Origin of the sequence: Devosia alba, assembly GCF_039938915.1 — a bacterium.
Classification (GTDB): Bacteria; Pseudomonadota; Alphaproteobacteria; order Rhizobiales; family Devosiaceae; genus Devosia; species Devosia alba.
In genome coordinates this window covers 209,187-226,428 of sequence record NZ_JBDUUI010000001.1, presented here as the reverse complement: position 1 = coordinate 226,428, position 17,242 = coordinate 209,187, and the positions used below count along the sequence as shown (strand labels likewise).

Annotated in this window: 14 protein-coding genes and 1 tRNA gene; 7 read left to right on the top strand and 8 right to left on the bottom strand. The window is 61.0% G+C overall.

The window, feature by feature from the left end:
• The first annotated feature begins 43 nt into the window (after nt 1–43).
• Nucleotides 44–982 carry a LysR substrate-binding domain-containing protein gene (locus ABFY71_RS01055; protein ID WP_347944303.1) on the top strand — a complete coding sequence of 313 codons (939 nt, stop codon included), beginning with the start codon at nt 44–46 and terminating at the stop codon, nt 980–982.
• A 125-nt stretch (nt 983–1,107) separates the two neighbouring features.
• Here the strand turns inward: ABFY71_RS01055 and ABFY71_RS01050 are convergent, their stop codons facing one another.
• Together ABFY71_RS01050 and gabT are read right to left on the bottom strand one after the other, a co-directional pair.
• Nucleotides 1,108–2,559 (bottom strand): NAD-dependent succinate-semialdehyde dehydrogenase, encoded by a 1,452-nt coding sequence (locus ABFY71_RS01050; RefSeq protein WP_347944302.1) that lies wholly within the window; start codon nt 2,557–2,559, stop codon nt 1,108–1,110.
• Nucleotides 2,560–2,570: 11 nt separating this feature from the next.
• A complete protein-coding gene (gabT, locus tag ABFY71_RS01045) occupies nt 2,571–3,854 on the bottom strand; it encodes a 4-aminobutyrate--2-oxoglutarate transaminase (RefSeq protein ID WP_347944301.1) in 1,284 nt (427 codons plus the stop codon).
• Between the two features lie 107 nt (nt 3,855–3,961).
• Here gabT and ABFY71_RS01040 point away from each other — a divergent pair, with 107 nt between their 5' ends.
• The 3 genes from ABFY71_RS01040 to ABFY71_RS01030 all read left to right on the top strand — a co-directional run bounded on the left by ABFY71_RS01040 (nt 3,962) and on the right by ABFY71_RS01030 (nt 6,124).
• The gene (locus ABFY71_RS01040; RefSeq protein ID WP_347944300.1) at nt 3,962–4,894 is read left to right on the top strand and encodes a LysR substrate-binding domain-containing protein; all 933 of its coding nucleotides are present in this window, start codon (nt 3,962–3,964) and stop codon (nt 4,892–4,894) included.
• A gap of 103 nt (nt 4,895–4,997) precedes the next feature.
• Nucleotides 4,998–5,074, top strand: a tRNA-Pro gene (locus ABFY71_RS01035).
• 72 nt (nt 5,075–5,146) lie between these two features.
• Complete coding sequence (locus ABFY71_RS01030) at nt 5,147–6,124, top strand: phosphotransferase enzyme family protein (protein ID WP_347944299.1); 978 nt, start codon at nt 5,147–5,149, stop codon at nt 6,122–6,124.
• Nucleotides 6,125–6,245: 121 nt separating this feature from the next.
• Here ABFY71_RS01030 and ABFY71_RS01025 read toward each other — a convergent pair whose 3' ends face one another.
• The 5 genes from ABFY71_RS01025 to ABFY71_RS01005 all read right to left on the bottom strand — a co-directional run bounded on the left by ABFY71_RS01025 (nt 6,246) and on the right by ABFY71_RS01005 (nt 12,277).
• Nucleotides 6,246–7,577 (bottom strand): O-antigen ligase family protein, encoded by a 1,332-nt coding sequence (locus ABFY71_RS01025; protein WP_347944298.1) that lies wholly within the window; start codon nt 7,575–7,577, stop codon nt 6,246–6,248.
• On the bottom strand, nt 7,574–9,046 hold the full coding sequence (locus ABFY71_RS01020; protein ID WP_347944296.1) for a hypothetical protein: 1,473 nt from the start codon (nt 9,044–9,046) through the stop codon (nt 7,574–7,576). The genes ABFY71_RS01025 and ABFY71_RS01020 overlap by 4 nt, the downstream gene beginning before the upstream one ends.
• On the bottom strand, nt 9,036–10,544 hold the full coding sequence (locus ABFY71_RS01015; RefSeq protein ID WP_347944294.1) for an undecaprenyl-phosphate glucose phosphotransferase: 1,509 nt from the start codon (nt 10,542–10,544) through the stop codon (nt 9,036–9,038). The genes ABFY71_RS01020 and ABFY71_RS01015 overlap by 11 nt, the downstream gene beginning before the upstream one ends.
• Nucleotides 10,545–10,616: 72 nt before the next feature.
• Nucleotides 10,617–11,747 (bottom strand): glycosyltransferase family 4 protein, encoded by a 1,131-nt coding sequence (locus ABFY71_RS01010; protein ID WP_347944293.1) that lies wholly within the window; start codon nt 11,745–11,747, stop codon nt 10,617–10,619.
• Between the two features lie 11 nt (nt 11,748–11,758).
• Entirely contained in the window at nt 11,759–12,277 is a 519-nt protein-coding gene (locus ABFY71_RS01005) for a polysaccharide biosynthesis/export family protein (protein WP_347944517.1), read from the bottom strand.
• 187 nt (nt 12,278–12,464) lie between these two features.
• Here ABFY71_RS01005 and ABFY71_RS01000 point away from each other — a divergent pair, with 187 nt between their 5' ends.
• Nucleotides 12,465–14,771, top strand: coding sequence for a GumC family protein (locus ABFY71_RS01000; protein ID WP_347944292.1), 2,307 nt, complete (start codon nt 12,465–12,467; stop codon nt 14,769–14,771).
• A gap of 12 nt (nt 14,772–14,783) precedes the next feature.
• Nucleotides 14,784–15,824 (top strand): polysaccharide deacetylase family protein, encoded by a 1,041-nt coding sequence (locus ABFY71_RS00995; protein ID WP_347944291.1) that lies wholly within the window; start codon nt 14,784–14,786, stop codon nt 15,822–15,824.
• On the opposite strand, the gene ABFY71_RS00990 is transcribed toward ABFY71_RS00995, so the two are convergent.
• Nucleotides 15,825–16,031 carry a DUF2842 domain-containing protein gene (locus ABFY71_RS00990; protein ID WP_305582994.1) on the bottom strand — a complete coding sequence of 69 codons (207 nt, stop codon included), beginning with the start codon at nt 16,029–16,031 and terminating at the stop codon, nt 15,825–15,827. It abuts the gene before it with no gap.
• 78 nt (nt 16,032–16,109) lie between these two features.
• Here ABFY71_RS00990 and ABFY71_RS00985 point away from each other — a divergent pair, with 78 nt between their 5' ends.
• Entirely contained in the window at nt 16,110–17,183 is a 1,074-nt protein-coding gene (locus tag ABFY71_RS00985; RefSeq protein ID WP_347944290.1) for a COX15/CtaA family protein, read from the top strand.
• Nucleotides 17,184–17,242: the final 59 nt, after the last annotated feature.

Sequence of the window (17,242 nt, the reverse complement as noted above, 5' to 3'; positions counted from 1 at the left end):
TCAAGCAAAACTAACTACGCTCATCCATAAGTCGGACTAATAGATGCCCCAGCCCCTGCCGTCGCTCGCCAGCCTCCGTTCCTTCGAAGCCAGCGCTCGGCTTGAGAGTTTTTCCAAAGCCGCGCAGGAACTTAACCTGACGCAGGCGGCGATCAGCCAGCAGATCCGGCTGCTTGAGGACCGGTTGGGCGGCGCGCTGTTCCGGCGGGAGGCGCGCCGGGTGAAGCTGACCGAGCTAGGCCGGCTCTATCTGGGACTCACTGCAAGCGCGCTGCACGACATGGAAAGTGCCTTCGAGACTGTGCGGGCACTGGCCAGGCCCCACGCCCTGGTGATCAAGACGACGCCGACCTTTGCGTCTTACTGGCTGCTGCCACGCCTTAATGCCTTCCAGCGTGCCTGGCCTGCGGCCAGTCTGACAGTTACGGCGGTAGAAGCCTCGAGTGGACAGTTCGACGGGGTGGGCGACGTAGCAATTACCACCGGTCAAGACCAGTGGCATGGATTCATCACGACGAAGCTGTTCGATATAGACCTCGTGGCGGTGGCGTCACCGGCCGTGGCGCGGCGCACCGACCTCGGCCCGTTCCTGGCCGGCAATACTGATGCCATCATCCATACGATGAAGCGCCTCGACGACTGGGCCTTGTGGTGCATGGGCGCGGGCGTGCCCAATTTCCACCTCGAGCGGGGCACGATCCTCTTCAACTCGGCCCTGTCCTACGCCGCAGCAGAGCAGGACATGGGAATCGTCATCGCCGAGGAGGCGATGATCGCGGACCAATTGGCGGCGGGGTCGCTGGTCGAAGTCCACTCCGCCCACGTTCCATCTGGACGCGGTTACTATCTGTTGGAGCGGGACCATCGGACGAGAAAGCCGATCGTGGATGCCTTCATCCATTGGCTGCAGCAGGAGATGAGGGCAACAACCTTGCTCCTTTCGGAAAGGCGTGGGCTCGGTTTATCAAGCAGCCAAGGCTGAAGCCCTGAGAATGAAGGCAGCCGACCGGTCAAGCGGTCTCGACCACTCTGACGACGGATCGCCTAGGGTGCATGGCCTGCACCCTAGCGTGGTCGGCGCGCCCGCGAAGGGCAGGGGCGCCTGTATCAGTTCGACAGCCCGCCCAGGCAGGCGTATTTGAGTTCGGTGAACTCCAGAATGCCATGCTGAGAGCCTTCGCGCGAGTTGCCGCTTTCCTTGACCCCGCCAAACGGCGCCAGTTCGGTGGAAATCAGCCCGGTATTGATCCCGACCATGCCGTATTCCAGCCCCTCCATCACGCGGAAGATGCGGCCAACATCACGGGCATAAAAATAGGCGGCCAGCCCGGTTTCGGTGTCGTTGGCGGCCTCGATCGCCTCGCGCTCGGTTTCGAAGCGAAACACCGCCGCCAGGGGGCCAAAGGTCTCCTCACCGGCCAGCGTCATGTCGGCGCGCGCGCCGGTCAGCACTGTCGGCTCAAAAAAGGTGCGTCCAAGGGCATGGCGCTGCCCGCCCAGGCGGATGGTGGCGCCCTTGGCGGTGGCGTCGACGATATGCGCCTCTACCTTGCGCACGGCGTCCTCGGTGATCAGCGGCCCTTGGGCGACGCCCTCGGCAAATCCGTCGCCGACCTTGAGTTCGGCAACCCGCGCCAATAGCTTTTCGACAAAGGCATCATGGACGCTGGCCTGCACATAGAAGCGATTGGTGCAGACGCAGGTCTGTCCCATATTGCGGTATTTCGAGACAATGGCGCCTTCCACTGCTGCGTCGAGATCGGCGTCATCAAATACGATGAATGGCGCGTTGCCGCCCAGTTCCAGCGCCACTTTCTTGACCGTAGTGGCAGCCTGCGCCATCAGAATCTTGCCCACTGCCGTCGAGCCCGTGAAGCCGACCAGCCGGACCTTGGGATGGCTGGTGAATACCCCGCCAATGGCCTGGGCATCGCCGGTCAGCACGTTGATAGTGCCCGCGGGAAGACCGGCGCGATGGGCGAGCTCCGCAAGCGCCAGCGCCGTCAGTGGCGTTTCAAGGGCTGGCTTGACCACTACCGTGCAGCCAGCAGCGAGGGCCGGGGCGATCTTGCGCGTGATCATTGCTGCCGGGAAATTCCATGGCGTGATCGCCGCCACCACGCCAATTGGCTGGCGCAGCACCAGCAGCCGCGCATCGGTGCGATGGCTCGGCAGCATTTCGCCAGCGATCCGCTTGGCCTCTTCGGCGTAAAACTCGATGTAGGCCGCGGCATAGTCGATTTCGCCCAGCGCCTCGGCAAGGGGCTTGCCTTGCTCGCTGGTGAGGATCGTCGCCAGATCCTGACGATTGGCCATAACCAGATTGAACCAGTTGCGCAGAATGGTGCTGCGCTCCTTGGCAGTGCGGGCGCTCCAGCCGGGCAGGGCGGCAGCGGCGGCTTCCACCGCCTGCGTCGCCTCGTCGGCGCCGAACGCCGGGACCTGTCCGATTACCGCGCCGCTGGCCGGGTTGGTTACATCGATGCTGGCCGTGCCGACAAAACGTCCATCAAGGAATGACTGGTTCTTGAGCAGGGTACTATCGGTGAGTGTATGCATGACCATATCCCCTAGTTCCAGGCCGCAATGAGCGCTTTTTCGAGCTTCTTCAGCCCTTCATTCAGTAGCGCGTCCGAGATGGTGAGCGGGTTGAGCAGGCGAATGGTATTGCCGTGGATGCCGCAGGACAGCAGGATTAGGCCCTCGACCAGCGCCGCCTGAATTACCTTTCGGGCAGCTGCTGCGTCGGGACCGCCATCGGTGCGTGAAACGATGTCAAAGGCCACCATCGATCCCGGGCCGCGAATAAAGGCAATCGGGGTGATATCGTTGCGACGCGAGGCTGTCTCGAGTGCCCCCTTGATCCGTTCGCCAAGGCGGTTGGCGCGCGCGACAAGTCCTTCTTCGATGATCACGTCCAGCACGGCGAGCGCTGCGGCGCAGGCTATCGGGCTGCCGGCATAGGTGCCCCCCAGCCCGCCGGCCTCGGGCGCGTCCATGATGGTGGCGCGGCCGATCACTCCCGATAGGGGGAAGCCGCCAGCCAGTGCCTTGGCCACCGTCACCAGATCGGGCTCGACGCCGGAATGCTCAATGCCGAACATCTTGCCGGTGCGGGCAAAGCCAGTCTGGATTTCGTCGGCAATCAGCACCATGCCGTGCTGGTCGGCGATCTGGCGCAGCGCCACCAGCAATTCGGTCGGCGCCGGCAGAAAGCCGCCTTCGCCCTGCACCGGCTCGATGATGATGGCAGCGACCTCGCTCGGATCGATATCGGCGCGGAACAGCGTTTCCAGCGCCCGCAGGCTCTCGGCGACACTAACGCCATGGGATTCGGCGGGGAACGGCACATGGAAAATTCCCGGCGGGGAAATGCCGAACTTCTTCTTATAGGGCGCGACCTTACCGGTCAGCGCCATGGTGAAAGTCGTGCGGCCATGAAAGGCACCGCTGAATGCGATGATGCCCGGCCGGCCGGTATGGGCGCGGGCGATCTTGATGGCGTTTTCCACGGCCTCGGCGCCGGTCGAGAACAGCACCGACTTGGCCGGTCCGGAGAACGGTGCCAGGGCATTGAGCCGTTCGCACACCGCCACGTAGGGCTCGTAGGGCACGATCTGGAAGGCGGTATGGGTGAAGCTGTCGAGTTGGGCCTGTACGGCGGCCATCACCTTGGGATGGCGGTGGCCGGTATTGAGTACCGCGATGCCGGCGGCAAAATCGATATAGCGATTGCCCTCGACATCCCACAGTTCGCTGCCTTCAGCGCGCTGAGCGAATACCGGAAAGGCGGTGCCGATGCCGCGCGGCAGGGCGGTCTGGCGGCGGTGCTGCAAGCTGTCGTTATCGGTCATGGCTAGGCTCCTTGATTGGGTCCAGACTAGGCCGTTGCCGGGCCATGACGGTATGTGTTTATGTAGGCCAGTGTGGTGCATCAGCGTTGCCACCGGAGTGCCAGGCCATGCCCACCAGAGATGATGCCGCCCAGCGCCTGCCGCCGCTACTCATGCTGCGGGCTTTCGAGGCGACCGGGCGCACCGGTTCGATGCGCAAGGCGGCCGATGACCTTGGCGTCAGCCACACCGTGGTGAGCCGGCATGTACGCAATCTTGAGGGCTGGATGGGCCGCAAGCTGGTAACGGCCGGGCCGCGGGGTGTGGTGCTGACGGCTGAAGGACAAATTCTGCTAGCCTCGGTGAGCAAGGCTTTTGGTCTGATCACCAATACCGCCAGCGAGCTGCGTTCGCCCCGGGCTGACGTCAATCTGCGCATCTGGTGCATCCCCGGGCTGGCGACGCGCTGGCTGACCTCGCGACTCGCCATTATCGAGGAGATACTGCGCGGCACTGATGTGGTGCTGCGCGCCACCCATGTCTTGCCCGATTTTTCCATTGGTGAGGCAGATCTGGCCATCGGTTTTGGCGATTTCGAGACCCTCGCCGCTGGCGGAATCCGGCTGCTGCGTCCGCGCATGTTTCCCGTGGCCAGCCCGCAATGGCTGGCCACCCACGGCATGCCAGCCTCGCTGGCCGACCTGCCCAAATGGCCATTGATCCATGAGGAAAGCCACCGTCAGTGGACCGACTGGTTTGAGGCGACCGGGGTGGCGGCGGGGCACCGCCTGCACGGCCCGCGCCTGTGGGATGCCAGCATGGGGCTAGACGCAGCACGGGCTGGCCAGGGCATCGCCCTGGGCAGCCGAGTTCTGGCGGCGGACGACCTGGCGAGTGGTCGGCTGGTGGAACTGTTCGACACCAGTATACGCCTGGGTGGGTACTACATCGTCAGTTCACCTCAGCGCCGCGGCAATCAGGCCATCGACCGGCTGATCGCCTGGTTCGGCAGTGAACTGGAATTGACGGAACAGGATGGACAGCCCCCGGTGGACCAGTAGTGCCTCGGGGCCCGCATTTGTATGGATGCAATCGCCTTTTGTTCCTTTTCGTAGAAAATCGGGCTTGCCTCAAAACCCCAGCTTCTCTATGTCTCCGCGCAGTCGGGGCGTAGCGCAGCCTGGTAGCGCATTTGTCTGGGGGACAAAGGGTCGTGGGTTCGAATCCCGCCGCTCCGACCATCACACTCTTTAATTGCTTGCTGCTGGCCCTGCGCGGCATCCTCGCGAGCGCCAGTCCGTCGGAGCTTGCCCATGCCGATGACATCGATGGATGTTGGCCCAGCGCTGCAACGGTGGCCAGGGTTGAATGGGGCCCGCACCAATCTGGTCAATCATTCCGAAAACCAGACTTTCCGCGTTGATACTGCTGACGGGCAGTGCTTCATGCTCCGGGTCCACCGCGCTGGGTACCAGTCGACCTTGTCGATCCAGAGTGAGTTGGCGTGGCTGCAGGCGCTGCAACGAGATACCTCCTTGCCTATCCCCCAGCCAATTGCCGGCTGCGACGGCGAACTGCTGCAACACTTCATTGCTCCTGACGGATCAGTGCGCATGGCGGTGCTGTTTGACTATATTCCAGGCCACGAACCGGTGCTTCCAGATAATCTGGATGGCCTGTTCGGCACATTGGGCAGCTACGCAGCTACGCTACACCAGCACGTCACCACCTGGCAGCGTCCCGCTGACTTTGAACGTCCCAGTTGGCAGGCCGCGACCATCCTCGACATTGACGGGCCGTGGGGTGACTGGCGCGTCGCACCGGGGGTCGCTGCCCACAACCGCCCGATTCTGGATCGTCTCGATGCCATGCTTTGGCAACGTCTGGCTGACTATGGAATGGATGCAGATCGTTATGGGCTGATCCATGCCGATATGCGGCTGGGCAATGTGCTGGTCGATGGGGAGAACGTTTCGCTGATCGACTTTGACGACTGCGGTTTCTGCTGGTTCACCTATGATTTTGCCGCGGCCATCTCCTTTCATGAGACCAGTCCCGCCATACCAGCGCTCCGCTCGGCCTGGATCGAGCACTATCAGACAGTTCGCCCGCTCAATGAGCGGGACCTCAAATCCATCGATAGCATGGTGATGTTGCGCCGTATGGCGCTGTTGGCATGGATCGGGTCGCACGCGGAAACCCAGCTGGCGCAGCAGCATATGCCCGGATTTGCCGATGGGACTGCGGCACTGGCCGAGTGTTATTTGCGCGGCGCCATCTGGCCCGAATAGCGTAGCCTGAATTGGAGGAAGCAGAGTCCCAGACTTCGCGCCCAGATGATGCACAGGTCGCCGCCGATGACCGTTGCTGCCCCTAATGACCCCTCAGCGCCGCTTTGCCCTCCGCCTGGGCCTATCTTCCGGCATCGGCCGGCGCGCCGACACGCGACCGCACAGCGGTTCGCACGAACCTCTGCGGAGAAGACCTGGCTGCCCGATTCCGATCAGCTCGATCTGGCCTGGTGCCTAAGCCGAAATTTGAGGTGTTAAAGCCCCACACGAGGCCAAAGAACAACCACATATGGCGCCAATGTTCGCCCTCATGCAGCGTTGAGCACATGACGATGCCAATCAACGAGATCATTAGCGCGATTGAGATTTCGTCTTTTGTTCGCCGATAGTTCCGGATGGATGCCACCACGCTCCCCACGGCGAGAATGACCCAGCTGACCCCACCGCCCCAGCCGTAATTGACGAAGGAGCTCAGCCAGATGTTGTGGATAGGCTCGGGGAAAATCTTCTCGAGCTGGAGCACCCCGAGGCCAATAGGGTTCTGCAGGATCATCGGCAACACCAGCAGATAGCGGTGGTACCGACCTTCCTCCCCGAGGTCGTAGGACTTGGCAAAGGTGAGGCGATCAAGAAGCTTGGTGGTGAATTCAGCCGAAGTGAGGCTGGCGAAGATGAAAAGGACGACGCTGGTCAGGAAGAGGCCGCCGACAATCAGCAGCAGCCGACGCGGGCGTCCTCGATTGTGGAAGAAAATGTAGGCCAGAAAGCAAGTTAACGTCGCGACAACGCCGATGCGCGAGAACGAGAGCAGGATGCCGAGCAGGACAATTGCCAGCGCCCCACTCAGCAGCACCTTGCTGCCTTGGCCACGAGAGAGGAAGTAGGCGCAGAAAATCACGGCCGGAATCAGGAATGAACCGTACATGTTGGGATCGTCAAGGAGCCCCCTGGCGCGCCCGTCCCAGGTGAGCAGATCCGACTGGAGCAGGAAGCCGATGGTGCCCAGGATTGAGGCAATCACACACGAGGCGATGTAGACCATAAAGAAGGTCTCGAAGTGCCGGCGGTTCCAGCTCATCGAAGCAAAGGCGCCGAACAATCCAATGGAAATAGCGAAGGTCTTGGCCAGCAACTCGAAACTGACAAACTCCTCATCCAGATGCGGGAGCGACGCCAGGAAGTAGGAAACGGCCCACGCCAGAAGCAGAAGCGAGAGCGCTACGGCGCGGCGCGTGGCCTCCAGTTTCTTGAAGAGTCGCATATGGATCAGGGTGATCACAAACGATGCGATGAACAACATATCGACGGGCGAGGGCCGAAACAGTGTGAAATTCATCGCCAGTACGGCGACCCAGAAGACCATGTTTCGCATCGAGAAGACCGCGAAGCGCAGGCCGGCAACGCTCACCCCGATGTCGCGCGTCCCACTGCGGCTATCCGCGTCCGTACTCATGGGACGAGGCCGTAGCCGAGCAGAAACTCCACCGAGCCCAGCCCCTCACAATCAGGTGCGTTCGACGCAAAATGCGTGCGCGCCCCTGCATTGACGCAGCGGTAGACTGGCACGGACCCTGTCTGCTCGGCAGCAAATAGCCAGCCTGCGGTTCGCTCACGCACATAGCCGTTCGCTTTGCAGCTGCCATCCTCGGCGATCGTGTGATCCAGATGACCGGGCCAGTCACTGGAACACTCGGCCACCTTGATACTCGCAACACCCTCAGGCGCACTTGTCAGCATGTATGCGACCGTCTTGTCGCGGCGGAAGGCGAGCCTGTCGCCGGTCAACGGCCCGGTGGATGTGACGTAGATTTCGTGCTTCGGGTCCGACCAGCGTGTCAGCGCCGTTCCAACCTGAACTGGGGTTGGCCTGTCACCAAAGGCCAGCGACACCTCGTGATGGACTAGGTAGCGGCTTTCGAACCCCTCGCCGGGCGGCACATAGAGGTAGCTCAGCAGGAAGTGGCGATTGATGGCGTTGCTGCCATTGTCCGGATTCAACATGGTCCCGTAGGCAACCAGAGCGGTGGCGGCTGGACGGTCCCAATCCGATCCCTCGATCACAACCAGGGGTTCCTTGAGGTCAACAAAGGACACCTTGTCCTTTGACAGTGAGAGCCGCAGTCCGCCGAACCATGGATCGGTGGCGACGACAGCAACCCAGCCCGGCTCCAGCAGGTAGGCGGCGCCTTGGCCAACGAAACCGATCGCCGTTGCCTTGCCTTCAAGACCCGGCTCGCTCCAGGCGCCCTCATAGTATTTGTGCCAATTTGTCGGGTCGCTTACCGGCGCCCGGGCCGCGATCGTCTGCCAGTCGGAATTGCGCAGACAATATGCGTAGAGATAGCTGTCGAGACCATCAATCATCGTGCAGTCGCCCTCGCCGGTGATCCTGTCCGGCAGCGGCGAATCGGGGCCGGTGATGACGGTGCCCAGATCGGTCCAGGTCAGGCCTTCGTCGGCGGAAGTGGCAATCGCCATCGACTTGTCGGTACGCCCCTGACTGTAATTGCAGGCACCTTCCTGGTGCACCAGCCCAAGGGCTTCGTCACCGGATCGCATGATCGAGGTCAACCAGCGTCCGCAGTCGTTGATGCTGCCCGGTTCGCCCGGCTGCAACACGGCCTGGCGCGCGCCAGCCATATCCCATAGCGAGGCGCCTTCAATGGCATAGGTCGCGCCGTTGGCGCTGAAGCCTCGAAATGATCCGTTGGCTAATTTCAGGGCAGTGAAGGTCGCATCGAGCTCGTCCGGGAACGGCCCGCGCACGACGACCGGCGGCCCCAGGCGAATCTGGAGGCATTCGACGCAAATCTCACTATTGGCAAGTTCTGGCTCGGCTGCATCGACCGCTCCGAAGAACGCCATGACAGCAAAACTTGCAGCGTGGAGCGGGGCGTACCTCATCATGTGCTCAATACGCATTTTCAAAATTCAGTAGCCGGACCGGGGTCATCATCACAATGTAGAGGTCAAACAGAATAGACCAATGCTCGATATAGTAGAGGTCGTGGTTTACCCGCTGCATGATCTTGTCGATGGTGTCCGTTTCTCCGCGCCAGCCATTGATCTGGGCCCAGCCGGTCATGCCGGGTTTGACGCGGTGGCGCGCGAAATACCCTTCCACAGCGTCGTAATATAGTTTGTTGTCCGCCTTGGCCTGCAACGCATGGGGGCGTGGCCCCACGATGGACAGTTCACCCTTGAGCACGTTGAACAGCTGCGGCAATTCGTCGATCGAGGTCTTGCGGATGAATTTGCCGACACGGGTGACCCGCTGGTCGCCTCTGGTCACCAGCTTGGCCGCACCAGAATCCAGCATATCGCTGCGCATGGAGCGGAATTTGTAGATATTGATCAGTTCGTTGTTGAAGCCATGCCGCTGCTGCATGAAGAACACCGGCCCCTTGCTTTCCAGCTTGATCGCGATGGCTGCAGCAATCATCACCGGTGACAGCAGCACCAGTGCGGTCAGCGCCACGACTTTGTCGAATACCCATTTGAAAACGAGGTTCCAGTCCGAGATTGGCCGGTCGGCCATGTCGAACACGGCAATGTCGCCGACATAGGAATAGGCCTTGTTGGTAAACTTGAGCTTGCTCATATGGGCAGACAGCCGGATATCGACCGGTAGCACCCAAAGCTGGGTCAGCATGTCGAGCACACGCTTCTCTGCCGATAGGGGCATCGACACGATCACCAGATCCACCGTGGTGCGCCGGGCAAACTCGATCAGGTCAGCAACCTTGCCCAATTTAGGCACGCCGGCCACACTGTCGGGTGAGCGATCATCGATGCGGTCATCGAACAGGCCGAGCATGGCAATGTCATTGCTGGCACTGGCGCGAATCTGCTCGATCAGAATCTCGGCGTCGCTACCACCGCCCACGATTGCCGTGCGGCGGCGCAACCGTCCCTGCCGGGTCCAGACCATCACCAGCGCGCGCAATGCCATCCGGTAGACTACCAGCAATACGGCACCACCGAAGAACCAACTGGCCAGCCAGACACGCGAGAAAAGATCGCTGGCCTTGAGGAAGAAAATTCCAACCGCCAGCACCACCATGACCAGCGTCCATGCGGCGAGCACGCGGCCGATCTGGGTTAGGACCGTCCGATAGGCGCCAATGCGGTGTGTGCGCGCGGCATTGAACAGCACATTGGCCAACAGACATGACGCCAGGATAACCGGAATGTAGAAGGCCGGCTGTCCCAGTTCGACATAAAATTCGTAGATGCCATAGCCCAATATCGCCAGGAGCAGGGCTTCAACGACCTGGGCGATGCCCACGACAACAGCCCCAGAGATCGTCGGCTCGACCGGCGCGGCGATGATTGCCTCGGCCTGGGGGGAGAGTTCGGTGGCCTCCCGGTGAGAGGCGGCATGGTCAAGCAGGGCCTGCTTGGGGTCAACACGATACATTAGGCGCTACCAGTCTGGGATACTGCGCGCCATTGTTCCTAAAATGGGTTTAGGTTCGGTGAAGTTGAGCGCCTAACGCTGCACGGCCAAACGACGGTAGAGTGCTTCGATCTCGCCTGCCATGCCCGCCAGGGCAAAGCGTTCGACCATGTACTCGAGCCGGGCCCGCATCTCCGCCTGGGCCGTGTCGGGCCTGTCCAGCGCCATTTGCATCGCCTCGTGCAGAGCCTGCACATCATTGGCCGGCACGAGGCTGGCTGCCGTCGGCCCAAAAATCTCCGGAATGCCGCCCACCCGGGTGGCGATCACCGGTAGCTGTGCCGCTGCCGCCTCAAGCACAATATAAGGCAGCGATTCGGCGAGGGAGGGCACGACGGCAATTCGTCCGCGAGCCAAGCTGGGCCGAGCCGGCTGGGCGCCGATCAGGCTGACGCGATCAGTCAGTCCCAGACGGGCGATCTGGGCCAGTAGGGCATCTCGGCTGCCGCCGGCCCCGGCCATCACCAGCGTCGCCGGATGACCATCGGCTCGTCTCAGGGCCGGCAGCGCCTCGATCAGCACATGTACGCCCTTGAGCTTGCGCAGTTCGCCAATGAACACAAAATCGGCCGCATCAGCATCGGGGTGCACCGGCACGAATTCGTCGAGCGACAAACCGTTGTAGATCACCATTGTAGGGCAGGTGGGGGGGGCGATCAGCGCAGCATAGGTCGCCTGCGCATATTGGCTTTCGAATATGATCGCGCCCGTTTGCCCCATCAGCCAGCGCTCCAACCCGTGGAATATCCGGCCCGAGAGCGACGCCTTGTCGAAGTGCAGCACCCCGCCATGCGGGGTATAAATTGCGACGGCCTTGCTGTTGCCCAATCGGGCCAGTCGGGCATAAAACCCGCCCTTGGCGCCGTGACCGTGCAGTATGTCAATCCCCAGCTTGAGCGCCAGCCGGCGGATCGCCAACGGGGTAACCAGATCACCGCTACCGAGCAAACGGGGCATGGCAAAGCGGTGAATGCCCAGGCTTGCATGGGGCGCCAATTCGGTCAGTCGAGATTCGGTCTGAGCGTCGCTGGCCAGGCTGTCGACTACCAGGCCCACTGCATGCCCATGTGCTGACAGCGCGCGAGTGAGGTCCGCGACATGGCGGAACAAGCCCCCCACCGGCGCCCGCATGACCTGCAGGATGCGCAGCTTGCGTGCCGTCATGCCGGCCTCCGTCAGAACCAGCGTTCAGGCACCACGACGGTGTCGCCCGGGAAGATCGGGAAATCCAGATTGACGCTACCCTTGACCATCTGACCGCCCTGGCGGCGATAGACTACGGCAGTCTGCCGGTCGGCCGTATCGGTGAATCCACCGGCTGTGCTGATCGCCGCGCGTACGGTCATGCCGAAGACATAGGGGAACTGGCCGGATTTGCTGATCGCACCCTGGATGAAGAAGGGGCGATATTCAGCCACCTCAACCGCAACATCGGGGTCGCGCATATAGCCATTGGCCAGTGCTGCCGCGATATTGCCGGCGGCCATTTTGGTGGTATTGCCCCGCACCTGCACGGGGCCGACCAAGGGGAATGCCACCGCGCCGCTATCATCGACGCGATAGGTGGCGCTCAGGTCAGCATCTCCATAGACAGTGACACGCACTGCGTCTCCGGTATCGAGCTGATAAGGACCCTTGGTTTCCACCAAATAGGTCGCTGGGCGCGTGGTGGCGCATGCTGCGAGCGGCAGCATTAAGGCAAGGGTAAGCAAGGGTAGCCAGCGCATCCAAAATCCCGCGCGTTTGAGGTGGCGCCACTGTTGCCGTCGCGTGGTTAATAAACCCCTTCGACCTGCAATGAATTCGCGCAACGTGCGAGCTACTTAACCAAATACTTACCACGCGAGCGCCATAAATCGCTGTATCTGAAGAGGAATAGCAATGACCTATGAGTCAACAGCCGCGCTCGATACGCGGATCGATATTGGTGCGGTGCTCAGCGCGATCGTCAGCCGCCTGCCGCGCATCATCGTGCTGACGCTGGTTTTGCTGGCTGCGACCTTTGTCCTGCTCATGTTCGTGCCTCGACAGTACGAATCCTCGGCGTCCATTCTCGTGGAGTCGCGCAGCAATGTGTATACGCGCGCTCCAAATGAGCAGGCGCCGTCGCTGACGGGAGGAGAGCCGGGTGTTGTCTCCAGTCAAATCGCGTTGATCAAGTCGCGTGACACGTTGATGCGCGTCATTGATGAACAAGGCTTGCGTTCCGTGCCGGAGTTCAACGGCGGCGATGGGAGCGGCTATTCGCCGATGGCGCTCATCAGTCAGTTGCTGGGTCGCAAGACGACGCCAACCAGTATCGACGAGACCGTACTCAAAAATCTCTACGACAAGCTCACGGTCAGTCAGGAGCGCGATTCCCGGCTGTTCTCGGTACAGGTCCTCTCCACAGACCCGCAGCGCGCCGCCGACATTGCCAATGCTATTGCCAGTGCCCATGTGGCGCGCCGAGCTCAGCTTTCGCTGTCCGATACTGCCGACGCGTCCGGATGGCTGCGTGACGAAATTGCCCGGCTGGAAGTCGTGGTCAAGGATGCCGAAACCGCCGTAGCCAATTACAAGGTCAGCAATGATTTGTTCACCGGTGCCAACAATGGCAGCCTGCTCGATCAGCAACTCTCTACCATTGCCGGGCAGATCAGTGCGGCACAGGAACGCAAGAATACCGCAGCTTCACGGGCGCAGCTTATCCGGGGCATGCTTGAACGGGGTCAGTCCATCGCTGGTGTTGCCGATGTGCGTGACTCGGTGGTTATTCAGCGATTGAGCGAGGAAAAGGCACGACTGCAAGGGGAGAAGGCCCAGCGCTCCGCAACGCTACTGGCCAGCCATCCCACCATCCGGGCGCTGACCGCCCAGATCGACGAACTGGATAGTCAGATTGCCCTTGAGGGGCGTCGTGTGGCCAATGCCCTTGATGCTGAAGCCCAGATCGAGTCTGATTTGGAAGCGTCGCTGAAAGCCAATCTGTCCAGCGCCAAAGTCTCTGCATCGACGGCGACCCAGGACACGGTGACCCTTGATGCTCTGCAGCGCGATGCCAAGGCCCAGCGCGACCTGCTGGAAAGCTACCTGCAGCGCTACAACGAAGCCTCATCACGCACGGAAACCAACTCGGCTCTGCCCGATGTTCGTGTCGTCAGCGTTGCTGCACCATCAGTATCGCCGGCCTCACCGAAGACCTCGATGATTCTGGTTGCCGTTGGCGTGGTGGCGCTGTTCGCTCAAATTGGCTTGGTCGTCTTTCTCGAAATGGTGTCCGGTCGCGCCATTATTGCCATTCAACCGCACCAAGGGTCGCAGGACGAACTTGAGGAAGTGCCGTTCAATGAAGCCGAACTGGAGCCCGACCAGCGATACGAGGTCGCATCCGACACCGGTAACACCAATTTCGACACCGAGATCGGCGACGACAACGAATTTACCCTGGCCGAGACCAGACACGATAGCGACGTACTCGAGCCTATCGTTGATGAACCGTTGGTCGGACGCCCTGCGCTTGAGTTTGAACCCGATGTTGCATCGGAATCGACACGCGCGACGCGCTCCGTGGCGGCCGACTTCATCTCTGCACTAGTCGCCGAGTCGGCGCTTGAGCGGACCCAACCTGCTGTGGCCCCGGCACCAGCGGAGGCCATTCCCGATCTCCTCAGTATGTCCACCTTGGCCGCCGATGTTGGGCTGGGTCGGACCCATCTGGTGCTGCTGGCGGCACATCGTCGCCATGCCGAATGCGAGGCGGTAGCCGAAGAACTCGTCGCTGAAGCGCTTGGACGCGGGCTTAGTGTCGCCCTGGTCGATGCGGGTAGCGCTCGTATCAGCGAGGAGCTCGGGCTGTCAGATTTGAGTGGCGACGTAGCCAGCTTTGGTGACGTGGTCCATAAATCTGCGGATAACAGCTTTGCCGAAATCCCCTGGGGACGGACCCAATCACTGCAACGTCAGTCCAAAAAGCCGGTGACGCTGGTCGAGGCTTTGGGTGACATCTACGAAGTTGTGGTGCTGCTAACGGGACGAGTAGGCATGAATTCCACTTTGCCCATGTTCGCCGGGATGAATGGCCGGGTGGTTCTGGTTGCCGATGTCGAGGACGACAGCGATGCGGTGGCTGACAGCCGGGCGCAATTGCTCGAAGCCGGCTTCAAGACCGTCGAGGTGGCTCGGGGACCGGCGCGCGTCGCCGCCTGATCGGAGCCCGCAATGTCTGCCAAATATGCGGCCATTCGTACCATGTTCGAGCTCATCTGGCTGGCGCGCCTGCCAGGCCTGGTGCGGCTCCTGTCGCGATCGCGCGGCGTGATTTTCACGCTACACCGGGTACTTCCCGATACACCCGCCGACTTCTCGCCGAATGCTATTCTGCAGGTCGAGCCGAGCTTTCTTGAATATGTCATCGAGCGCGTGCGTGACCTGGGCATCGACATTGTCAGCCTTGACGAAGCGCTTGTGCGCCTGGCTGCACCCCCCAAACCCCGCCCCTTCGTGGTTCTGACCTTTGATGATGCCTATAAGGACAATCTCAAATACGCATTGCCCATTCTGCAACGGCAGGAGGCGCCGTTTACCCTCTACGTCCCCACCGCGCTGGTGGATGGGGTGGGGGAGTTATGGTGGCAGGCCATTGAGGACATCATCACCCGCCAGGAGGCGATCGCCCTGACTTCGGGGGAAGAGACTGACTACGTCGACACGAGAACCACGCGGCAGAAGCAGTCAGCCTTCGACGCCCTCTACTGGCAGATGCGCCAGATGCCGGAAGATCAGCGCATCGTTCTGCTGCGCAAGTTTGCCGCCGATTATGGCTACGATCTGGATCAGCAATGTCGGGATCTGATCATGGACTGGCCCGAACTGCGCCATTTTGCCGGGGAGCCGCTCTGCACCATAGGTGCCCACACTGTCCATCACTACGAACTGGCCAAATTGCCACTGGACCAGGCTCGCAACGAAATGGCCAAGTCGGCCGACATTATTCAGTCCCAGTTCGGGCAGCGGCCAGCCCATATTTCCTATCCGCTGGGTGGTCCCTTGTCGGCGGGGCAGCGCGAATTCGCGCTTGCCCGCGAAATTGGCTTTGCCTCAGGGGTCACGACGCGTCCCGGTGGGCTGTACGAGCACCACGCCGAGAGTCCCCACGCCCTGCCGCGGATCTCGCTCAACGGTTACTTTCAATCTCGCCGTTATGTCGATGTTTTCGCGACAGGAGCGATATTCTCGCTGTTGGGAAAACTAACCGGTTAATCAGGCGTCCGGTTTGGCCATCCAGCGAATAATAGCCATCGCCGGATATAGCCAACCCATGCCTGCGACGATGAAATAGGGCATCAGGATCCAGATCGGCAGGTCGGGCGGAAACGCCAGATAAACCGAGGTAAAAATCGATAGCCATGCGATGATAGACCCCAGAATGAGGAAGACACCGATCAATTTGCGGTTGCGCTGGGTCATGTGCGGCATTGCGCCTATTGCAGGAGAACTCGGTCGGGCATACCACTCTGACCCGTTGATCGACACTGGGAAAATGCCGTGACCACCGTCCACAATGCCGCACGCAGCCAAATCAACTATGCCAGTGATCGGCTCCGGCCGGTGCGCATCTGGCTCTATGCCATGGCGGGGCTGGTCCTGCTCATGGTGGTGGTCGGCGGCATCACCCGGCTCACCGGTTCTGGACTCTCGATCACCAGTTGGAAGCCGATCTCCGGCACCATTCCGCCGTTGAACGATCTGCAGTGGCAGGCCGAGTTCGATGCCTACAAGCAAATCCCGCAATATGAAGTGAACAATAGCTGGATGAGCCTGGATGACTTTAAGTTCATCTACTTCTGGGAGTTCGTGCACCGCCTGCTCGGACGCCTGCTGGGGGTGGCTTTCCTAGTGCCCTTTCTGGTGTTCCTGGTGCAGAAGCGTTTCACCCCGCAACTGGCCTGGCCGCTTTTTGGGCTGTTCCTGCTCGGTGGTTTTCAGGGTTTGCTGGGCTGGTGGATGGTTTCGTCCGGCCTTAGCGTGCTCACCTCGGTCTCGCAATATCGCCTGGCCGCGCACCTGACCGCTGCTTGCCTGCTGTTCATTGCCCTGGTTTATGTGCCGCGATCACTAGAGCCTGGTCGCATTTCGGGCGTTGACCCCAGCCGCAATATCGGCTCGGCCGTCGTGCTGCTGGTGTTGGTTATCCTTCAGATCGGGGCAGGGGCATTTGTCGCCGGTCTTGATGCGGGCATGAGCTACAACACCTGGCCACTGATGGATGGCGCGCTGGTCCCCAATGGTCTCGGTGTTATGCAACCGTTCTGGAAAAACCTGTTTGAAAATGCCCTGACTGTGCAATTCATCCACCGCACCCTGGCCTATGTCATCCTGGCCTATCTGGCTGTACTGATCTGGCAGCAGCGTGCAGCCGGTGGGTTTTCCGGCGTGCATGGTTGGTTGCCGCGCATTGGTCTGCTGGTGCTGCTGCAAGTCGTTCTGGGCATTGGCACTTTGCTCATGGCTGTGCCCACCTCGCTGGCCGTCGGCCACCAGGCGCTGGCCTTCATGCTGGCGGGTGTTACCTTGGCTTACATCGCCGATATGCAGCGGGCCGCTCGTGTCACGCGTTGATTGTGGTAACATAATACCTCAATTGTAATGCTTTGATTTCATTGATTAAATTCAAAGCT

Coding starts and splice junctions, on each gene's coding strand:
- ABFY71_RS01055 (WP_347944303.1), top strand. CDS start 44: ATGCCCCAGCCCCTGCCGTCGCTCGCCAGCCTCCGTTCCTTCGAAGCC.
- ABFY71_RS00995 (WP_347944291.1), top strand. CDS start 14,784: ATGTCTGCCAAATATGCGGCCATTCGTACCATGTTCGAGCTCATCTGG.
- ABFY71_RS01015 (WP_347944294.1), bottom strand. CDS start 10,544: ATGTATCGTGTTGACCCCAAGCAGGCCCTGCTTGACCATGCCGCCTCT.
- ABFY71_RS01005 (WP_347944517.1), bottom strand. CDS start 12,277: ATGCTGCCGCTCGCAGCATGCGCCACCACGCGCCCAGCGACCTATTTG.
- ABFY71_RS01010 (WP_347944293.1), bottom strand. CDS start 11,747: ATGACGGCACGCAAGCTGCGCATCCTGCAGGTCATGCGGGCGCCGGTG.
- ABFY71_RS01040 (WP_347944300.1), top strand. CDS start 3,962: ATGCCCACCAGAGATGATGCCGCCCAGCGCCTGCCGCCGCTACTCATG.
- ABFY71_RS00990 (WP_305582994.1), bottom strand. CDS start 16,031: ATGACCCAGCGCAACCGCAAATTGATCGGTGTCTTCCTCATTCTGGGG.
- ABFY71_RS01025 (WP_347944298.1), bottom strand. CDS start 7,577: ATGAGTACGGACGCGGATAGCCGCAGTGGGACGCGCGACATCGGGGTG.
- ABFY71_RS01020 (WP_347944296.1), bottom strand. CDS start 9,046: ATGCGTATTGAGCACATGATGAGGTACGCCCCGCTCCACGCTGCAAGT.
- ABFY71_RS01030 (WP_347944299.1), top strand. CDS start 5,147: ATGCCGATGACATCGATGGATGTTGGCCCAGCGCTGCAACGGTGGCCA.
- ABFY71_RS01050 (WP_347944302.1), bottom strand. CDS start 2,559: ATGCATACACTCACCGATAGTACCCTGCTCAAGAACCAGTCATTCCTT.
- gabT (WP_347944301.1), bottom strand. CDS start 3,854: ATGACCGATAACGACAGCTTGCAGCACCGCCGCCAGACCGCCCTGCCG.
- ABFY71_RS01000 (WP_347944292.1), top strand. CDS start 12,465: ATGACCTATGAGTCAACAGCCGCGCTCGATACGCGGATCGATATTGGT.